This window comes from Myroides fluvii (assembly GCF_009792295.1).
Lineage (GTDB): Bacteria > Bacteroidota > Bacteroidia > Flavobacteriales > Flavobacteriaceae > Flavobacterium > Flavobacterium fluvii_A.
On the sequence record NZ_CP039934.1, the window covers coordinates 1,386,155 to 1,405,359 of the forward strand.

Here is a 19,205-nt window from a genome sequence, read left to right on the forward strand (position 1 = left end):
AAAGCCTTCTAAACCCTTTTTATTTGTTTATCGACTCTCTCTTTCTGTGTTAGATAATACAGCTCTACATGGCTTTAATACGCTTGTCCTTTTTTAAGCGGTAAAAGAGCTAAATCAAGCTGCACTTGTATCATAAAAAAATAGTCAAAAAGGTGAATCTTGTCATCATCATTAGCTCCATCCCAAGGGATCAAATAAACAGGACCGATACCGGAGAATTCAAGACTTACACTCCAGGAAGAAACCGAGTATCGACCTGTTTAAATTGCTGTTTATGATGTGGTCTATAATTCAAGCGCTCAGCGGTACTCTTCCATCCATAACTGGAACTTTTGCTCAATCCAAACACGTCCAATTCTTTTGTAGGGTCACTTACGTAACCATATAATGTAGGATTATTCCCTGCTAAACCAATAGGGTCTTGTGCAATGTAGTTTCCTACCTCGGGATCATAATAGCGGAAGCGGTTATAGGCCAAACCAGTTTCCTTGTCATATAACTGGCCTTGATACAAGAAATTACAAAATCCATCTTCACCTACTATCCATCGAGTATTGCCACAACTATCTAGCTCTCGTTCCCAAACCTTATCTCCTTGAGCAGTATAGGCTCGAATAGGGGTGCCCAAATGATCCGTTACCAAACTATAGCGCGCATCACCTTTGAGCTTAGCCATAGGGATAAAACTATCTTCTTCAAACACCCAGGTAATCATATCTTCAGCCGTTGTCTCTCTGGCATCAAAGGTTTTATACTCGTGTAAGACAACATCTTCTCGCCATACATAATGCGTAATAGCATTCTTATAATACTTTCGTACACGACGTCCCAAAGCATCGTATGCAAAACCAACTTTATGCCCATCAGGAAGCAACACTTGGCTTAACATACCCGCACCATTCCACTCATACTTCCACTTTTTACCTGTGTATTTTTCTTCTTTTTCTATCAAAAAACCTTCTTTATCGTATTTGTATTGGGCCGTATTCGTTTCTTGCAGACGATTCTTAACATACACGCTATCTTTACAATTTAATTGTCGATACAAATTTCCACTTGCATCTACTCCTCGCTCTTCTAATTCTCCTCCATCGTAAATTACACCTTGTAAGAACCCTCTTTTATCGCGTTGAAACCCTGTCTTTTTATGCCCTTGCTCTGTAATCTCAAGCAATAATGCTCCTGTATTCCAAACGTAATCGCGATAAAACTGAGAAATACTAATACCTGAAATCTCTTGTTTATTAGTACGCTGCGTTTGTAATCTACCTACTTTATCAAACTTCCACGTCTGTTGCATCCCTCCTGTATAAGTTCTCACACACTCCTTACCCAAAGAATCATACGCATGCATAACCTTCCAATCGTTATACTGGCTTTCTGTCACATTACTACACGCATCATACTGAAACTCAAAATCAGCACCTAAGCTACTTTTTAAGCTCATACAACGACCAAAATCATCGTAAGTACGTTCTACTTTTTGACCTTCAAAATTTTCTTCCACAAGCTTCCCTTGTGCATCATATCGAAAACTAAGGATTCCACTACTATTCACAGCTTGACGCAACAATCCAGCCTCATACGTATAGCTTTCACGTTGATCATCACTATAATCAACCTGAATCACCTGTCCCATTTCATTGTATTCATACTTTGTCCATCGATTAGCAGGACGTTGAACAGCTGTAATCCACCCTGCAGCATTGCGCTTATATTTCTTTACCACACCATCAAACCCCGTTTCTTGTACAACATTACCCGCCGCATCTAAATCAAAATCAAAATGTTGGCCTTCTTCATTTGTAATACGACAAAGTCGCTCATTCGAATCATACCTATAGTACATCGTCTTTCCCTCTTCTTTACGACTGACTAATTTATGCATCCCTTTATAGGTAAAACAAATACTACGGTGATGATCTTGATAATGAATCACATTATCCAAGGCATCGTACTTAAATTCGATCGTGTTGCCGTCAAAATCATTAATCAACAAAGTACGCCCTAATCCATCCAGTACGATGCGTTGTTGTAAGCCCCAAGCATTTGTCATTCCTATACAGCGATTCCACAGATCATAATGATAATGCGTTTGTTTATTCCTCAACTCAGTTACACATGATTTGTTGTACTGCTTGTCATATTCTAATGTTGTCAAAGCACCTAGTCCATCCGTAATACTTGATAAAAGTCCGTCCTCATTATAGGTAAACTTCGTCTTTACACCAAGCGGGGTGCACTTTTCTCGAAGTTTACCCTCCGCTGTATACTTATTGCTCCATTTCCCACCGCGGGAATCAATAATTTCCGTTGGTAAATAAGGATATTCTTCATCGAGGTATCTAAATTGAGTAAATTGTCCGTCTGGTTCTATCACTTGACTAATATTGCCGAAAGTATCTCTTAACAAGTTCTGTACATTTCCCAAAGGATCCATACTGCGTTCAAGTTCACCATATTTATTGTACCCTTTTTTCCATACGGCACCATTACCGTCAATAGTTTCATACACCACCTGATTAAGGTGTTTATAGATAACTCTATTTCCTTCACCATCACATGTATGCGTCTCACCATCATAATAGGTTAACTTAACATATTGTATTCGATCATCTCCCCAAGTTTCGATGCACTTTGCCCCCGTTTTATTACCATCATAGTTAAAAAACCAACGTTGCCCATTTCGCCACGTTTCCATTACAAGCAAATGATTTTCATACATCATTCGCAACGGTTGATGAATTTCATCATAATGTTCCACTAAATCTCCTTGCTCATTGTAGACGTACCTTGCAATACAAACTTTTTGCATTCCTTCTTCAGGAGGATCTACCCAAATTTGGATAATACGGCCTAACTTGTCATTCACAATAGAGAAAACCCGATGAACGGAATCTGTAATTTCCTTTAAATATCCATTGTTATCATAATTAAATCGAATAGCAAAACCATTGCGATTTTGAATAGACGATAATGGAAATCCTTTGTGTTTAGGATGCAATGGCGTGGTATCAAAAAAATACAATTCTTCCTTTTGATTTCTGAGGTAATAAAAACCGTCTACATGATAACACAACCACAGCTGTTCCGAACGATGGTAGCGAGGTGTAGGAAATTCTTCCGTTGGAATGCGGTCAAAATTAATTAAACGACCATCTCCTAAACGCGCTTGAGCTCTTCGCTGAGCTACATCAACAAACAAGGCCATATCATAGTTATGGTGCCAACCATATCCCAATGGTCCTTGGTAATCACTATCGCTATACCATACACGCTCAAAAGATAGTGGTATAATCCCAGCAAAATCAAAATCCTTGCTATCTGTAAAAAGATCACCCCCAGCTACATCCACGGGATGACCGACGTAGGTTTTCATTTTTTTATCAATTTTATTGTACAGCCCTCGAGTTAAATCGTAATCAAAAAGTTTTTTATTCACTCGATTTAAAGCCCTCGATGTATTACTACAAGGCCTACCAGTTTCAGCATTTATCTTAACTTGCTTTATCCGATTCGCTTTTAATTTATTCAATCCTGCTCGAAAAAGCATTTTAGGAACTTGCAGCGGGTTCACAGCTGATGGAACAGGATTTGTAAGAACCATTCGCGTCAACGGAATAGGTATAATCATTCCTGTCGGCATATAGAGTTTTGCTTTTATTCCCTTTTCTGGATCAGGAGAAGATCCTGCATCGTGGATGGAGGTCATCCCTAGATCAGAACACACATTTTGTAAATGAGCACAAGCGCCAACTAGTGGTGATCCATCAGCCAAGACAAACATACTACCTAGCCATGAGTGACCCGTATTTTTGGTGATCGTATTATCGGCTATAGGATGAAAACCTCCCCCAATGGGTATGTGATTTAGACATCGAATACTCGTTCCTGCAATAGCACGAGGCAAAACTGTACCCATTTTTACTGATGCTCCTAAATTTCCGATAAAAATACGCACTTGACTCTCGATAAAATCGGCAACTCCATTCATCACGATTCCATCTACTAGTGAAATATCGCCATCCATCACTTGCTGTGTAATCACTGCCGAGATAGCATTCATTACGGCTATATTCACACTCATAGCGGCTAAAGCAAGAAAATCTTTAGGACGCAATGAGAATCCAATAAATGGATGTAGCATTGGTATAGGGGCAGGAGACGGAGGAATCACAATCATGTGAATATCCACTAAATTAATAACGGGATCTAATTGCTTTGCCACTGGTAAACAAGCACTTCCCTTCGTGAAATTCCCCATTTTCAACAACGGGAGCATTATATCTGAACTAGCTTGTCCTGCAAAACCTGTTAGGGTTGAATAGAAATTTAGTCCCTCACTTATTGTATTAATAATCATAGTTGTTGCTTTTTGAATAGGATTTAATATAGAATCTATACTGAACGGATTGTATTTCCCCCTAATCAAGGAAAATCTACTTGTACTTTTAGTACAGCCATTCAAGGAATTTGTTACACATCCCCAATCGTTTTTCTTGTCTAATTGAAGGAATAGCCTATGCTTTGTTAATCCAATTTTATTCTTCCATAATCACCCTGATTATTTACAGCAAAACATAGTTCATACTCTATTTTTTATCTTCAACCGACCAATCGAATATTTTTCCTTTACTTACTTGTCATACTAGAAATTCTCAGCCACACGCCTAATGCTATTAAAGCGAATCCTGCCACAATAATCCCCCAAGCAATAAGTAAATTAGACCATTGAGCAACGGTCTCACCAAATGTATTTTTGATCCAAGTAATATTGCTAAACACACCTGGTCCACCTGTATCATACATCCACGGCTTGCCTTTGATTGCCCAGTATCGGACTAGTAATCCAATGATTAACAACACCATGCCCGGCAGTTCGGGGATTACCTCTATCAGGGTAACCAACCATCCTTTATCTTCTGTATTCATTAGTGCTCTTTTTTTGTCATTATACTTTTGACATTTTTATTATTTACACGCCATTGGTCTCCTAATAATGGCTTGACAATTGCATCTAGTTCACTGTCAGAAATAAATGAATTGTATCTAGCCGCTAAAACCTCTTTGACTAACAAAGTATAGGTCGAAGCTTGAGCCAAGGTTGGATTGAGGTTTACACCTAAGCGTATTCCTCTATTTAAAGCTTCGTATTTTATTTTTTTATCGCCAATTTTTTCAGCCGCTTGCACGATCAATCGAACAGATTCAATTTGCATAAGATAATCTTGGCAATTGATATAATGTAATTCCCCTTGCATAAAATCTTCTTGAGCTCTCTCATTTTCTTTTAACAACAAGTATAGATTACCACGAAATAAAAAACCTTGTCCCAACAATCGATCTACCATATCTTCTACAAGTTTCCCCTTTACCTCAAGTAGGGAATCTATGCCGAGATCAATAAACTTTACTGCTTGTTTAAACTGTTTTTTACTAAACTCAAACGTTGACCAAGTACTGTAGACCAACATTTTCTGTACATACCAATTCGCGTCATTTTCTTTATTCTGATCGGCGATTTCTAAACAGAAGTTAGCGTGTTTATGCACCTCCTTTTCGCGTTGTTTGTTTATAGACTCGTGCAACTGCACCATGTGATATCTATACTTTGTATCAGGAGTATTTGGATCACCCATAGCGGCAATTTCCTTTATTGCCTGATTGAGTTCAAAGCGATGGGGTAAAATTTGAGTTGCCTTGGGAGAATAATCCTTAAAAGCATTAAACAACGGGTCTTCAAATGTATCACTGAGAACAATAGTTACGCTAGGATGTAATTCTAATTGAGCTAAATCCTTCAACCAATGAAGGATAGGGCGAGATTCTTTATTTTGATAATGAAGTACACAAACAATATTCGAGTCCTCTTCTAATGTAACTGATTGACAAAAGGCATTGATATTAGCAACAAATAAAGCGGCTGTATTTTTAGTCGAAGATAAGCTCCTATTCATTTTCCAATCTATAAAACTATGTTCTATGCTATCAGGTTTATCCGCATAATTCCAAAGAAGCACAAAGGCAAAAAGCTCTTCTACTAGGGCTTGGCTATACGTTTCTACTTGATATAAAGCCGATTGAAATACAAGCACGACATCTTCAACCTCGTTATCAATACCCAACATATAATCATAAAAAGCCTCTAGCATTTCCCAATCGTCTTGAGCTGTGCGCAAAATCAGGTATTTATAGGCTTGGGTATAGCGAATTTCTAAATATTTTTGTTCAAATTCTTCTATCCGTTGTTGAATAGGGTTACTATCCATATTACTCAATTTAATTTAACAATAGCTCCTTCAATAGAAGCAGTTCCACCTGCTGTTACTTTGGCATCTATGCCTCCATTGACTTTCACGACACTTGTTCCTTTGATCGAGGTAGATTTAGAACTTAGTGTAGCTTCATTATCTCCTGCATCTAAAGTTAAACTTGCGCTTCCACTTACTGCTTTCAATTTATCTTTAGCAACATGGAAAATCTCTTCTCCTTGTAGATTAAGTTCCTCTCCTTGTATGGATATTTTTCCGCTTTTATCAAGTGACAAACTTGATTTTCCCGTTTTCAATACAATTGCCTTTAAACTATTTATGGTAATTACTCCCTCTCCGTCTAGCTGAATTGTATTCTTTTTCTTATCTATAATTTGAATTCCTCCTTGATCATTGAGTTCGATAATATGACCACTTTTAGTACTCCAGCTTTTTGTGCTATTCTCTGTTCCTCCCCCTGCACCTATTTGTCCGTGAAAGACTCCTCCCATAACAAAAGGTCGATCGGGATTTTGGTTGATAAAGCCAACTAAAACCTGATCTCCTACTTCTGGAATTCCCACAAAACCCCGATTAGTATCGACGTTTGTACTACTTCCTGCATCGGGTGACATAACGCGAATAAAAGCAGTTTTCAGATCGACATTTTGCCAATCGAATTGCACTTGTACTCGACCTTTATTTTGGGGATCCTGATTACTTATTACAGTAGCCAATTGTTGTTCTACAATGGGCTTTTGATAATTTCCACGCGGAATATAACCCGTATCGGCATCGACCGCTTCGAAATGCCCTTTGTACGCCCCTAGCGCATCTATTTCGTGTGAAATACTAGTTATCATTAACTTCGTAAAAAAATGATTTTCTCGCTCCAATGCGTTAAACATACTGAGCTCTACTAAACAACCTGGGTACAAAAAAGGATTCGTTGTTGTTCCTGAAATAGTAAAAACACTCATGCCAACACGCCCGATCAATCCTTTCTGAGCTTGTGTTATATCCTGATTTGTAGTTGCTTTGATGGGTGCTGCTTGGACAGAAGGACAGGTAAAAACGCGTTGTGATAGTTCATATGCTCGTTTTGCTAAAGTTCCTTTCACCTCAAGTGTCGTGTCGCCCGTAGCTGTTAAATGCTCATTGTCTAGGCTATTATAACCGTAAAATTCGCGATTAACATGTTGCGCAGACATGCTTACTTTAATTTGTTCAATATCTCGACCATAAACCAAAGACAAAGTCGTTTCTGTCTTGGGAATATCTCCAAAATACAATACCTCTCCATCATAGAAAAATTGCGCTCCATAGGCTTCTGCAATACGCGTCAAATAATTATATGCGGTTTCGTTGTACTGGCAACTATAAGATAATATAGCTTGTTGATTGGATTGAATGAAGTAATTGTACTTTCCATTTTGTGTATACCCTTCATTCAATAATTGATTGACAATCGCTTGTAACGAGGTGGATTCGCATCCACCAAAACTTTGAATATGTGGAGCTTTATCCAACAATATCGTTGGGCTATACCCTTTCAGAATAATATCACCGTGATTTCCTTGTGTTTGTTCAAAACTAACCTCGGTAATGATCCCTATAAAATTGCGGTCTGGTTCCTTTTTTCCGTATTTATAAGTTACTCGCGCCAAAATGCGTTTCCCCAATAGCTCTTGTGTTTGCGCCATTTGGTAATTTTCTCGCTCTCCTAGGGCATGATGAGGTAACGATAATACAAACGCATGATGATCTTGAATACTTTGTTGTAAATGAAACGAATTAAATCCCTTACATTCAACACCTTCGATTACAATTTTCACATCCACTAAAGGATTTACTCCAAGATGTAAATCTGGCGTAGTTACATTTGCATTGCTTATTGTTCTAGATTGGGCAGGATGTAATGAGCTAAAATTTTCTGTCAAATTGGTTTGATTTAGCTCCTTTTCAGCAGATAAGATTTTATTTATCATAGACTAAATGGTTTAATAAACCGTTGAGGGTTCTTAACTAATAAGAGGTTTATTTCACTATAGTAGATTAAAAAGATACATGGCGAAGGAGATTGGGCTTCGCTATAAAAAAGAATGCAGTACACGCTTTGAATTTACAGCTAGAACAACAACTTTGCTTTTGGGCCACAGCAACACGCATCCATAAAATACTAAGAAAAAAACCCCAGAATAAGTATGAGTTAAGTGAACAAAAAACAAATCGAGTATACCTTACTTTTTTTACAATTTGTAAACTAAATTTTCACTCATTCTAGGGTAGTAGAAAAAACAGCGTTTAACTCGCTATTATACTTTAATTAAGCGCTTGGCCAAGAGCCTTGATAAACGGAGTTTCCATAGTCAATCTTCTCTGCACTAACCACAAATGTGATATACATCGCATTTGTATTAATTGCATCAAAATCAACACTATGTTGAACAACATACCCATTGGACCATTTCAATGTGATCAAGGTTCCTTCCTCATGAGATTTATTGAAGATAATTTCACCCGTTGTTGGTTTATACTTACCATTCAGTAAACTTTCTAAGACATCTGATTTATCAGTTGCCTCTACCGTGATAGTAATAAGCGCATTAGAAGGATCTGATGCGACACGACCTGAAACATCTACTGAACGAGATACACCATACTTAAGGTTTAATACCTTCTGCGCATCACCGCCATTAAATTTTAAAACGGCTCTTGAATTGTTTTCTGCCATACGTATTAGTTTTAAATTATTACTGTATCAAACTTAAAAACTAATACTCAACTATTTTTAAATAAAACAACATTTAATCGAAACAATAGGAATTATACTGTAAACAATTAGTTAAAATTATTCTATTCAATGAATCTTATTATTAAAAATCAAATTATTAATTATTTTATTAAACAATATACAACGCTATGATTTGCAGAAATAGAAAAATCTCCTGCTAAAAAAATAAAAATCATCATGAACTAAAACCTGGATACCACAAATCGCGTCGTCTGTTGTGTTTAAAGTGCTTTATAAAAGAAAAAAGCCAATAGTCTTTTCATAAACTATTGGCTAAAAAAAAATTATTCTTGTATATATTCAGCTTCCCAATCATTTCCATCATCTCCTTTATGACCATCAAGTTTAATTACAAAACTCTTAGCGGGAAAATAAGGTGTCAAACGAATATCCAGCCATACTCGATCTTTTTGGTGCTTATCTTGCTCAAAACGAACAATTTTAAATTTTTCTATCAACTTATCTGCGCCTTTAATTCCATCTAGGAAAACAACAATTTGCTGACGCAAATCATCTTCATTTTTGGCACTCCAATTCTCAAAGGCCCTGCGGTTTAAGAAATCTAATAATACCTTAGTAACATAGTCAAATACGCGAACAACCGAATACGTTTGAAGTCCAATATTCTCACCATCAAACAGCGTTTTCGCAGAAAAGGCCATAATTTTCCCGTATTCATTTACCATGGGCACAAGCCCCATCTTTTCGAGTTGAGAAATCTCGCTTTTTTTCAATTCAAATTTGACCGCCTCTACCTCGTTAATTCCCCCGTGTTTTTTTCCTGCAGCAACTTGAGACATCAATGTTTTGTGAATTTTGCCTGTTAAAGAAGTAGAAGGTGCGATAAACACATCCTCTTCTTCTCCAACCTCAACTGCACGACCACGACCAACTAACCAATTACAAGTCATAATCACATTGCTTTTATGTACATCAGCGCTCGTTAAATTAGCGGAATGAAACAAGTCAACAACATCATCTGGTTTATCTAAATTCGCAAAATCGGTCAAAAGCATTACTTTATTCTCGTTGCAAATTTTAGCCCATTTATCAATTATCATATTGGATCTCATATATCCAGGAATAGACAACAAAGAATAATTGTCTCGCAAATCCAACCGATCATAATACAATTTAAATTCTTCGGCTATATAATTAATGAACACCGGATTATCTAAATCTGTGATTTGTTCCATCGAGGCATTGATAACATGAACATTATCCACTTTATCTAGTTCCGTATTCTTGTAAAATTGCGCAAGTGTTCTATAATTAACTTCTAGTTCACGACATTGATTCAAGGCCTGTTTCAAATTGCTTTTCAGGCTAATGATGGCTTGACTCGATTTTTGTTTACATCGTTCAATAAGTTGCTCTGGAGATTCCTCTGATTCAAGCAGCTCGAGCCAAAGTTTAATATTTTTTAATAGGTCTTTACGTTCCTCTTTTTTACTTGAATCTGTAAGAAAAATCTGCCGACGAGCTTTGCGTTCAGGATTCATATTTGCCATGCCATCTACGACAGATTCAACAAATCCAAATCCTCCTAATTTCTCTAATGCGAATCCAACGGACTCCGAGTTTTTAACTTGCGATTGATTTTGACTTTCAACAGCTTGTAATTCTTGCTTTAATTTTGCCATCCTCTAACTTTTACTTTTCCAATTCTCTTTCAATCGCTCTCAAAATAGTAGCAAACTCTTTCTTCGCTATCTCATCCTCTAATAGTTTTCGAAGCACTTTATTCACTCTTAGCTGTTTCACTATCTTGTTGTATTGCTCTTCGTCAAGCTTTAATCCTTTGAGAAAAGAGGAGTTCTCCACCATTTTATTTGGCGTAAAATCGCCTAAATTTTTAAATCTAAATTCCTCATTCACAAATTCTCCATCAAGAGTAGTGTGTTCAACATCCATAGTTGGAGTATAATGTCTGAATACATCTTCTACCGTTTTCAGTCCTGTTACAATCTCAGGAGATACAGCGTCATTTGTTGTCAATTTTGCCACTAGCAAACTTTTATTTCCCTGTATTTCTTGAATTGCATCGTTGGCGTCGACTTTAATTTCGTTACCGCCAACACCATAATTAAACATTGTCATTGTCTCATTTTTATATAGATTAGTACTTATTATTTTATCATTGAATACCGATAATGCGTCACTATTTTTCGCTAAATCATCGTTATTTTGTTGTTTTCCTCCTTGTTCGGGTTTCCGTTTATTCTCTTGATTTTTTTTTACTACAGCATTTCTTACCCCTCTAATAGCCTGTACTGCTTTTACAAATCGATTGAACAAGTGCATGTTTTCGCTTTATTAATTAATCCAATACACTCCAACCGCGATTATTTTTTGATACTGGGGTAACTTCCAATTCATTTACAATGATATTTTCTTTGCGTTGACCGATGTAGTCTAATTCGCTTAATTTTAGAAAGACTTTCTCTAAACTATTGACCATTAAATGCATTTCACGGAGATGCGATTCACAGTCCGTATGTTGATACTTTATCTCTGCTACTTTGGTCAATTGACTTAAAAAGCGATGGGGTGCAATTTCACTCCACTCACTGATATAATTAAGTAGTTCTTCTAAATCAACAGAAGAAAGTGTTTTCGTTACTTGATACAAATGCGTAGCCATTTGAGAAAAACACGCAATAAAATGAAGAGGTGCAAGATGTTGTGCAACATTTCTTAGATAAAAATACGCTGATCCTATATCGTGAATCAGAGCTTGACAGAGTAATTTCACACTGCTGACTAGACCATTATTTTGTTTCGCATTAATTTCTCGTTGTAAAATTCTAATGGCGTAGTTTTCGAGCATCGGTAGAATTTGAACCATCGAATCATATTGTCTGAGCAATACGGGATGACTCGTCACACTGGTACATGGAGGGATGTAACTCTCTTCTACATGCATTAATTCACCGTGTATGGATAACTTACCGATAACAACATAATCTCCATCACTGTGTCTGCTATTTGCCTCAAAAGCCTTAACTGAAAAGAGTTCGACGCGGTGATTTGGCTTAGTAAAGGGATAGCGGGGTGGCGTTTCTTCCCCATCCATCACTCCGTGAGGAATTCTGTCAAAAGGATTAATGGAGAGCAGCAAATAATAGGTACTCTTTTGCTCCTTTAATTCCTCTCCTAATTGGGGTAATAATGGCTTTAAATTCACCGAAAGGTTATCAAATGCTATTCTAAAACCAGAAGGAGTAATTGCGTTGCATTTTTTAATTACAAGTTCGATATTACCTGTAATAGTAGTGAGTACTTCAACTAAATTAGGCGCGCTATTATGTTCGTCAAGTGGCAAAAATCCATAGGAAAAAGCGGGGCAAAAGGCAGCGCGAATATCCCTCATGCTATCCAGCATAAAATTAGTTTGTGCATCGAAGTGTCTCTTCGAAATTTTCATGCCATCAACCCAGTTAACAGCCTCGTATTGAATTGGTTTTATCATAGTAATTCATTTATTTTACGTTTATTTTCAACAACTCTCTTACAGCTAATAACATCATTTTCTCTTAGCCTATTCTGCGAAATATCTAAATCGAAATCCAAGTAACTGCGAAAATGGAATAAGGAGCGTTTAGTGTAAAATATCCAATTGTAGTGTATGCCTTCCTCATCGTTTAATTCGATCGTATTGGTTCCATGTTTGAAATTGTAATCGTCTAATACTTTCTGAAACCAATCCCCAAAAGTGACTCCATTTGTTAGTGTCTTAGCTTTAATTTGAAACTGATTTCCGTCGTTGACATTCTTTGTTAGCTCAACAGTAACAATCATTAAACGAGTCAAGTCAACACCGTTAAAATCACCGACTTGTTTATTGACATCATAGCTCCATGTTTTATAAATACTGAAGGGAATTTGTAAAAATTCAACATAGGAATAATAGAATAACAGTGGAATCGTATAGAATATACTTGAGGTTGCAGCGGTATAAGCATAGCCTTTAAAAGGGCTTAACCAATCGAAAACATAAACAAACAAATAGACGCCCAGCAACAAATTACATACAGTAAGACAGGCCTCAAATGCTTTAGCCAGTCCCTTGGGGACATCTTGTCCTTGGAATCGCTTTCGTATCTGATTCAGGTGTATCAATCCGAATAAAAAATAAAGTATACTTGCAATCAAATACCAATAGGGGCTAAAGGTATTGCCTGAGAAACCGAGCAATCCAGGCAAAGCGAGTACGATTCCATTGATTAATACATAGCATACTACTTCCTTGACCTTAATAAAAGGCATTTTCTGTTTCAGTAAAGCCAGAGGCAAAACAAAACATAAAAGCAGGGTTGGAAGAAGTAAATGAGTAACGAAAAAAGCTTTGATATATTCAATCTGCATAATTGTATTTGTTTTTACATCATAAATAAGTTGAATAGCCCAAAAGGCTAGTGTTGTGCTCTGCTAGTCTAAAAGCATCTGCTTGTTTGAGTGTCACAAATGTTTCTATTACTTCTACCGAAACAGGAAGACAATAGTCATAAATTGCTTGTAACACCGTACGTAAAGGACTTCCATCGAGATAAAGATGAAGGTCTTTGTAGTCAATTGGTCCATATTCAAATTGCCAATCGTATCCACCATCACAGTAGTCATCAGCAAGTGCAGTAGTTAACCCAAGTTGCATTTCTCCTAAAGCAATTGTGCTGAATAATTCATCAAATACCGTTATTGAACTTGACGAAAAATTCAAATTCACAGGTATATTGAGCAACGTGTTCAAACATTTTTCTATCCAAACTTTCTTACCCCTAGCAGCGTGAAAATGAGGAAGTAAATAAGCAAAGACCTTTGCATTTCTATCATCTAAGAGTTTCAGTAGAGGCCAGAGTTCTTCTAGCATTTGCATCAATTGATCCCGTCGTCCAATTCCATTAAAACTATCCTCTAGTGCCAAGGCATTGAGATGGCTGAAGTACACTTCCAATTCAAAAGGTTGAAAAAAAGACCTCAACTTCTCTTCTATTCGCTTTTCATGCCTAATTTGCTCTACAACATCAGTAATGCTGTGTCGTGAATTTTTAAAAGAAGGAGGATGAAAAAGTCCTTCAGGCAAATAATCATAGAGTCCTTCCCTATAGCTTTCAACACTGATGATTCTCTCTTTAACCTCCATATATTCCTCTTTAATCTGCTTGAGATCTTTGCGAAAACTTCTGTTATTACTTCCTAATCGCTTGAGAAAAACGCCATCAACTTCTTTGTGATTTTTCCAAATATTATACGCGATTACTTCAGTTTTATAATCGGTATGTAATCCATTGTACTCTTGGAAATTCACAGGATTAAAGTCTTTCATATTTTATTCGTCTTCGTTCAAATCTTGTCCTCTAAATTGTACGATATAGTCAATGCCGTCTATTGATTTATTGCTTAATTGCCGTTTAAAATTACGAGCGTAATCAATCCAATTATGACTGCTTAATGTTTCGTAATTATCTACCACAATCTCAATATTTACTGTTCTAGAAAAGCCTTCTTTGGGTTTATCGCTAACCTGAATTCCCTTTGAGATGCGCACCTCTTTACAATGTTCTTGTAATACCAATTTGCAATAGTTTCTGATATCTTCTTTTGAAATAATCTTATCTCTTGTAGTTAGAGCATATTTATAAGCCTGGATAGCATCTGTTCCCTCCTTTTCTCTTTCGCCTCCTTGAGAAGTACTCAGCAAGACAATATGCCGGTTCACATTGGTATAGACTTTGTCTTGTTGTGTGAGCTGGGTTCCCTTTCTAATATTATTAGCTAAAGCGCAATGCGTAATCCAATATGAGGCTTTGATGGCATCGGTTTCATCCATAGGTTCCGCGATAACATAATGCACGTCACTTGCAACATTGGCATTTACTGTTTTTACCTTTTGATCCAGCGTTTGCATTTGCTGAACCATCTTTTGGAGGGCCTCAATGACTTTATCACGTTCGAGAATTCCAAAAGCAGAAACTTCATCCCGCGTTAACTCGATCACGTATGAAATCATATCAATGGCATTGCGCTCACTGAAGCGTTCCATTCCACCCTTTCGAACGGTATATAGACCTTGTTTTAAGCTATTGTGTTCTGAGAAGGGAATTTCATTATACACTCTAGCATGACTGTCCATCACTTGTTGTGTATATAGAAACTCCTCTCCTACTTTTGTAACTAAGGGAATGGTATTTTCCATGATGTCCAAATTCGATTCACTTGATTTCCAACCCCTATTATACACCGGAAAGGCGTTTAGATGAAAGGAGAAACCGGCGATTATCTCTTGTGAATACTGCGGGGGAAAATCAAGCTTAAGCCAGAACAAACGCTTGTTCTTCAACCGAATTTCCAAGGGCTCATCTTCAGCAGAAAAAGCAACCTCATAGGGCAGGGTACCAAGTTCTAATTTTTCTATTTTTCTCTTGAAACCGCTGACTTCAATAAACTTAGCAGCATAAAATGTTTTAATATTTTCCTGTACCCTCCTTTCCATTGAATATCCATCAAATGCAGCATTGTGACCTATTTGATATTTTTGGCTTGCATATGTTCGTCCTTCAGCAATATGCAGGAGGTTTTCTTTTGCCGTTATTGTTGTAAATGGCAATAACCTATAGACAAACTCAAGATGATCATAAGTAGGATTATCACAATACAAACAGATCGACTCGGGCATATTTTCCAGTTCAAAATCACTAAAATCTAAGGCTAAGAACAGTTGATTGGCTGCTCCAGCTTGACGCAACTTAGCTATTGGTGTACGATTGTGAAAAACATCATATTCCCACAGCGTATCCCCACTAATGCTATAGTTAACTTTTGCTTTAATGAGGTCAATAGTATCGATAGCCGTAAAAGGGATATCCAATTTGAGATCTGAAGTAGTTTTTACGTTTGAAGTAAATACTTTTTTAATAAAAAATTCTTGATGATCAAAGAGCACTTGTTGGGCCTCTTCGGGTTCAATAACTGCAATGGCATGAGCAGGCCTAGAATAGGTATAAATACTCGGTGTTAATAAACGAGCAATCTTTTCTAAGATGCTTCCTTTTATTTGCTCTATATCGTTATTTACTTTAAAAATTTCTGTGCTAAAAGCGTCGATTAACAAGGTGACAAATGGATCCAAAGCATTGGGATTATTCACTCCCCAAAGCTTAGTTGCATTTTGTATTATTCTTGATTTTATCGTCTCTTTAGCATAATTGTTTCGTATGTTCTTCATCCTAGTATCTTTTAATCTACCGCCATAGGACTTAAATAGATATGTGTGCTAAACGTAAAGCGTTCCCCTATTTCGGTGACTATCGCATTGATGCCAATCTTGGCTTTTTTTCTAATTTCAACAAAGTCTTTTGTGCCGTAGTGGTGTTCAACATATTCAATGTGTACTTGAATTTTTGGTTGGATTATTCGAGGTTCAAAACGAGTAATTTGCTCAAGTAAACTACTTTCAAAAACACGTTCCCATTCCGCAGCTGAAACAGCATTATCAAATTCTAAATCCCATACCGCATTACCATAATCAGGATTAAAGCGATTTTCACCCTTGCGCGTTAAAATCAATAACATGATGTGCTGTGCAACACTCTCAGCTAAACTACATGTAGGCAATGATAGCCCTTCTGTTATTGCATATTCTGGATCAAAAGGGAATCTCAAAAAAGTGTTTTGCATGCTCATACTTGTTCTAAAATATGAAATACAACGGCGTCATTTTGCCAATCTACCTTGATTTTTTGTCCTGTTTTCACCTCTCCTTTGACAATCATTTTAGAAATAGGCTGAGCAATTTCTTGGCGCAATACACCATTGATTTGTCTAGCTCCATAAGCTGAATTAAATCCAGAAATCGCCAACTTTTTGATAGCCAAATCGGTGATTTCAAAGGCAATTTGCAAGCGATGACAGGCCTCAACAAACGCCTTCAATTGAATACTAAATATTTGCTCAGCCATTTGTTCTGTAATTGGCGAAAAAGGAACTATCTCTGTAATACGCGCTAAAAACTCAGGACGAAAATGTCCTTTCATAACGCGGATTAATTCTTTCGAAGTGGGGATTTCTTGATTTTCAAAAGCAGTAACAATCTGTTCACTGCCAATATTCGATGTAAACAGGATAAGTGCATTACTAAAATCGCCAACTTTCCCTAATTTATCGTGTATTTTTCCTTCGTCCATCAACTGTAAAAAGACATCAAAAACAGAAGGATGTGCTTTTTCAATTTCATCAAATAAAACGACGGCATACGGTTGTTGCCGAATTTTGTTGACCAACATTCCACCTTCTTCATAACCGACGTACCCTGGAGGAGCACCGTATAACAACGCCGCGGCATGTTCCTCTTTAAATTCAGACATATCAAAGCGAATCATAGCCTTTTCATCATTAAACAGCAGAGAGGCTATCGTTTTTGCCAATTCTGTTTTACCCGTTCCTGTAGGGCCTAAAAAGAAAAATGATCCTATGGGTTGCCCTGGCTTTTGCAGTCCACTTCTGCTTTCAATTATAGCGTCAGACACAACTTGTAACGCGTGTTCTTGTCCCACTACAGACTGTCCTAACAATTCCTTTAGCGCCAAGAGCTTTTCTTTTTCTTGTACTTGAATTTTTCCTAGTGGGATACCTGTTTTCGCAGCCATCACAGCGGCTAATTCCACACTGGAGATACGATCTGTTTGTTGCGTTGCGTGCTGAAGTAATTCCGCATGTATCCTCTGAATACTCTCACCAATCAACGTACTACCCATACTCAACTCCAACTGAGGAACTTCCTTTAACGCCCCCCATAGAATCGGGCTAATTCGCTGTTGCAGTTGATTAAAATTCCACAGCATATCGCTCGATTTACCTTGATCATCCACAAAAGTTTTATTTAAATCATGCTTAAAACTATCCCACCAAGCCATCAATTCTGCTCTTGATAACACCCCATTAAGTTTTGCTGCGGCCATTGTACGGTCAAGTAAATCAAAGGCTGTATCGGGCAGTTTTTTATCTTTAGCATAGCGTTTAGCTAGCATTACACAAGTGTCTAATGCTTCTGGTTCAACGCCAATACTATGGTATCTTTCATAGCTCTTCAATTTGTTTTCCAACATTTTTACACAAGTCTGTGGATTGGGCTCTAGTATTTCAAGTTTTTCAAATTTTCTACTAAATGAAGCTTCAGGCTCAATCAATTTTCGATACTCTTCAGTTGTAGTTGTTCCGATTACAATAAGTGGTCCGTCCCCTAACTCTGCTTTTAACAAGTGATGTAAACCTCCGAAGTTTGATTTAGGATCTACCAGTACGTGTATATCGTCGATAAAGAGCACTACTGCCGAAGAACGACACGACTTCAACATAGACTTGAAACGCCCTTCTACTTCTTCCCTACCAGTAGTTCCCATAACCAATGAGCTAAAATCTAACTGAAACAACGTTCTATATTTCAATGAATTAGGTAAAGAATATTCTTTAAAAAGTTTAGCCACCCCATCCATGATGGCTGTTTTACCCACGCCTGGTTCTCCGACCAAAATAACATTTGGTTTTGACTTTCTTCCGAGTATTTCGATTAAGGCTCTAACCTCTCCTTCTCTACCTACGATTAACCCTTCATTTTCAACGTATTGCAATTTTTGAATTAAATCTATTAAGCAGGGGTCTAAAGATCTATCTTCAATACAACTAGGTCTATCATCCCATGCCTCTTGTTCACCATTTAAACTAGTGGGATTATACCTATCATACAAGAACATACGCATGTCAACTTCTTTTAAAGGCAAAGACAATAATTGTTCTTTTGTAAAGAAAATACCTGGTTTGACAAGACTGGTCAAAATACACACAGATGTTATTGTGGCTAATCCCAAAATGCGTCGAATATCTTCTGCATTTTCCATCAAATCTTCTAGTGCAATATCTGGTTGAGGCTCTAGTGCTAGTTGTGTCGTTTTTGGGTATTCCTCTATTCTCACAGTAGCCCAATCAGCAACATAGGCTACATCTTCTCCTAAACTTGTAACGAAATCACACAATTCAGCCTCTTCATGCATCATGGCTTTTAAAATATGTGCCCCTGAATAAAGAGAATTGCAATTTTCTTTGGCAATTAATTTTGCCGTAGCCATCAAATCTTGAACCGAGTTACTTATTAAATATTCATTCAT

Annotated in this window: 13 protein-coding genes; all 13 read right to left on the minus strand. The window is 37.2% G+C overall.

Annotated features, from left to right (window positions below):
- Positions 1-226: 226 nt before the first annotated feature.
- On the minus strand, positions 227-4,363 hold the full coding sequence (locus tag FBR08_RS06335; protein ID WP_158961953.1) for a DUF6531 domain-containing protein: 4,137 nt from the start codon (positions 4,361-4,363) through the stop codon (positions 227-229).
- 269 nt (positions 4,364-4,632) lie between these two features.
- The gene (locus FBR08_RS06340; RefSeq protein WP_158961954.1) at positions 4,633-4,932 is read right to left on the minus strand and encodes a hypothetical protein; all 300 of its coding nucleotides are present in this window, start codon (positions 4,930-4,932) and stop codon (positions 4,633-4,635) included.
- Complete coding sequence (locus tag FBR08_RS06345) at positions 4,932-6,269, minus strand: hypothetical protein (protein ID WP_158961955.1); 1,338 nt, start codon at positions 6,267-6,269, stop codon at positions 4,932-4,934. The genes FBR08_RS06340 and FBR08_RS06345 overlap by 1 nt, the downstream gene beginning before the upstream one ends.
- Before the next feature lie 5 nt (positions 6,270-6,274).
- Positions 6,275-8,239 (minus strand): type VI secretion system Vgr family protein, encoded by a 1,965-nt coding sequence (locus tag FBR08_RS06350; protein WP_158961956.1) that lies wholly within the window; start codon positions 8,237-8,239, stop codon positions 6,275-6,277.
- Positions 8,240-8,577: 338 nt separating this feature from the next.
- On the minus strand, positions 8,578-8,985 hold the full coding sequence (gene tssD, locus FBR08_RS06355) for a type VI secretion system tube protein TssD (protein ID WP_158961957.1): 408 nt from the start codon (positions 8,983-8,985) through the stop codon (positions 8,578-8,580).
- A gap of 344 nt (positions 8,986-9,329) precedes the next feature.
- Positions 9,330-10,688 carry a DUF5458 family protein gene (locus FBR08_RS06360; RefSeq protein ID WP_158961958.1) on the minus strand — a complete coding sequence of 453 codons (1,359 nt, stop codon included), beginning with the start codon at positions 10,686-10,688 and terminating at the stop codon, positions 9,330-9,332.
- Positions 10,689-10,698: 10 nt separating this feature from the next.
- Entirely contained in the window at positions 10,699-11,349 is a 651-nt protein-coding gene (locus FBR08_RS06365; RefSeq protein WP_158961959.1) for a hypothetical protein, read from the minus strand.
- Positions 11,350-11,365: 16 nt separating this feature from the next.
- Entirely contained in the window at positions 11,366-12,517 is a 1,152-nt protein-coding gene (locus tag FBR08_RS06370) for a hypothetical protein (RefSeq protein ID WP_158961960.1), read from the minus strand.
- The gene (locus tag FBR08_RS06375; RefSeq protein WP_233266265.1) at positions 12,514-13,413 is read right to left on the minus strand and encodes a TssN family type VI secretion system protein; all 900 of its coding nucleotides are present in this window, start codon (positions 13,411-13,413) and stop codon (positions 12,514-12,516) included. The genes FBR08_RS06370 and FBR08_RS06375 overlap by 4 nt, the downstream gene beginning before the upstream one ends.
- Positions 13,414-13,432: 19 nt before the next feature.
- Entirely contained in the window at positions 13,433-14,371 is a 939-nt protein-coding gene (locus FBR08_RS06380; RefSeq protein WP_158961961.1) for a hypothetical protein, read from the minus strand.
- A 3-nt stretch (positions 14,372-14,374) separates the two neighbouring features.
- Positions 14,375-16,270, minus strand: coding sequence for a type VI secretion system baseplate subunit TssF (locus tag FBR08_RS06385; protein ID WP_158961962.1), 1,896 nt, complete (start codon positions 16,268-16,270; stop codon positions 14,375-14,377).
- Between the two features lie 11 nt (positions 16,271-16,281).
- Complete coding sequence (locus tag FBR08_RS06390) at positions 16,282-16,722, minus strand: GPW/gp25 family protein (RefSeq protein WP_233266268.1); 441 nt, start codon at positions 16,720-16,722, stop codon at positions 16,282-16,284.
- A gap of 2 nt (positions 16,723-16,724) precedes the next feature.
- A complete protein-coding gene (locus tag FBR08_RS06395; protein ID WP_158961963.1) occupies positions 16,725-19,205 on the minus strand; it encodes an AAA family ATPase in 2,481 nt (826 codons plus the stop codon).

Excerpts from the sequence above, each read along its gene's own strand:
- FBR08_RS06335 (WP_158961953.1), bottom strand. The coding sequence starts at position 4,363 with ATGATTATTAATACAATAAGTGAGGGACTAAATTTCTATTCAACCCTA.
- FBR08_RS06350 (WP_158961956.1), bottom strand. The coding sequence starts at position 8,239 with ATGATAAATAAAATCTTATCTGCTGAAAAGGAGCTAAATCAAACCAAT.
- FBR08_RS06365 (WP_158961959.1), bottom strand. The coding sequence starts at position 11,349 with ATGCACTTGTTCAATCGATTTGTAAAAGCAGTACAGGCTATTAGAGGG.
- tssD (WP_158961957.1), bottom strand. The coding sequence starts at position 8,985 with ATGGCAGAAAACAATTCAAGAGCCGTTTTAAAATTTAATGGCGGTGAT.
- FBR08_RS06375 (WP_233266265.1), bottom strand. The coding sequence starts at position 13,413 with ATGCAGATTGAATATATCAAAGCTTTTTTCGTTACTCATTTACTTCTT.
- FBR08_RS06395 (WP_158961963.1), bottom strand. The coding sequence starts at position 19,205 with ATGAATGAATATTTAATAAGTAACTCGGTTCAAGATTTGATGGCTACG.
- FBR08_RS06360 (WP_158961958.1), bottom strand. The coding sequence starts at position 10,688 with ATGGCAAAATTAAAGCAAGAATTACAAGCTGTTGAAAGTCAAAATCAA.
- FBR08_RS06385 (WP_158961962.1), bottom strand. The coding sequence starts at position 16,270 with ATGAAGAACATACGAAACAATTATGCTAAAGAGACGATAAAATCAAGA.
- FBR08_RS06340 (WP_158961954.1), bottom strand. The coding sequence starts at position 4,932 with ATGAATACAGAAGATAAAGGATGGTTGGTTACCCTGATAGAGGTAATC.
- FBR08_RS06370 (WP_158961960.1), bottom strand. The coding sequence starts at position 12,517 with ATGATAAAACCAATTCAATACGAGGCTGTTAACTGGGTTGATGGCATG.
- FBR08_RS06380 (WP_158961961.1), bottom strand. The coding sequence starts at position 14,371 with ATGAAAGACTTTAATCCTGTGAATTTCCAAGAGTACAATGGATTACAT.
- FBR08_RS06345 (WP_158961955.1), bottom strand. The coding sequence starts at position 6,269 with ATGGATAGTAACCCTATTCAACAACGGATAGAAGAATTTGAACAAAAA.
- FBR08_RS06390 (WP_233266268.1), bottom strand. The coding sequence starts at position 16,722 with ATGCAAAACACTTTTTTGAGATTCCCTTTTGATCCAGAATATGCAATA.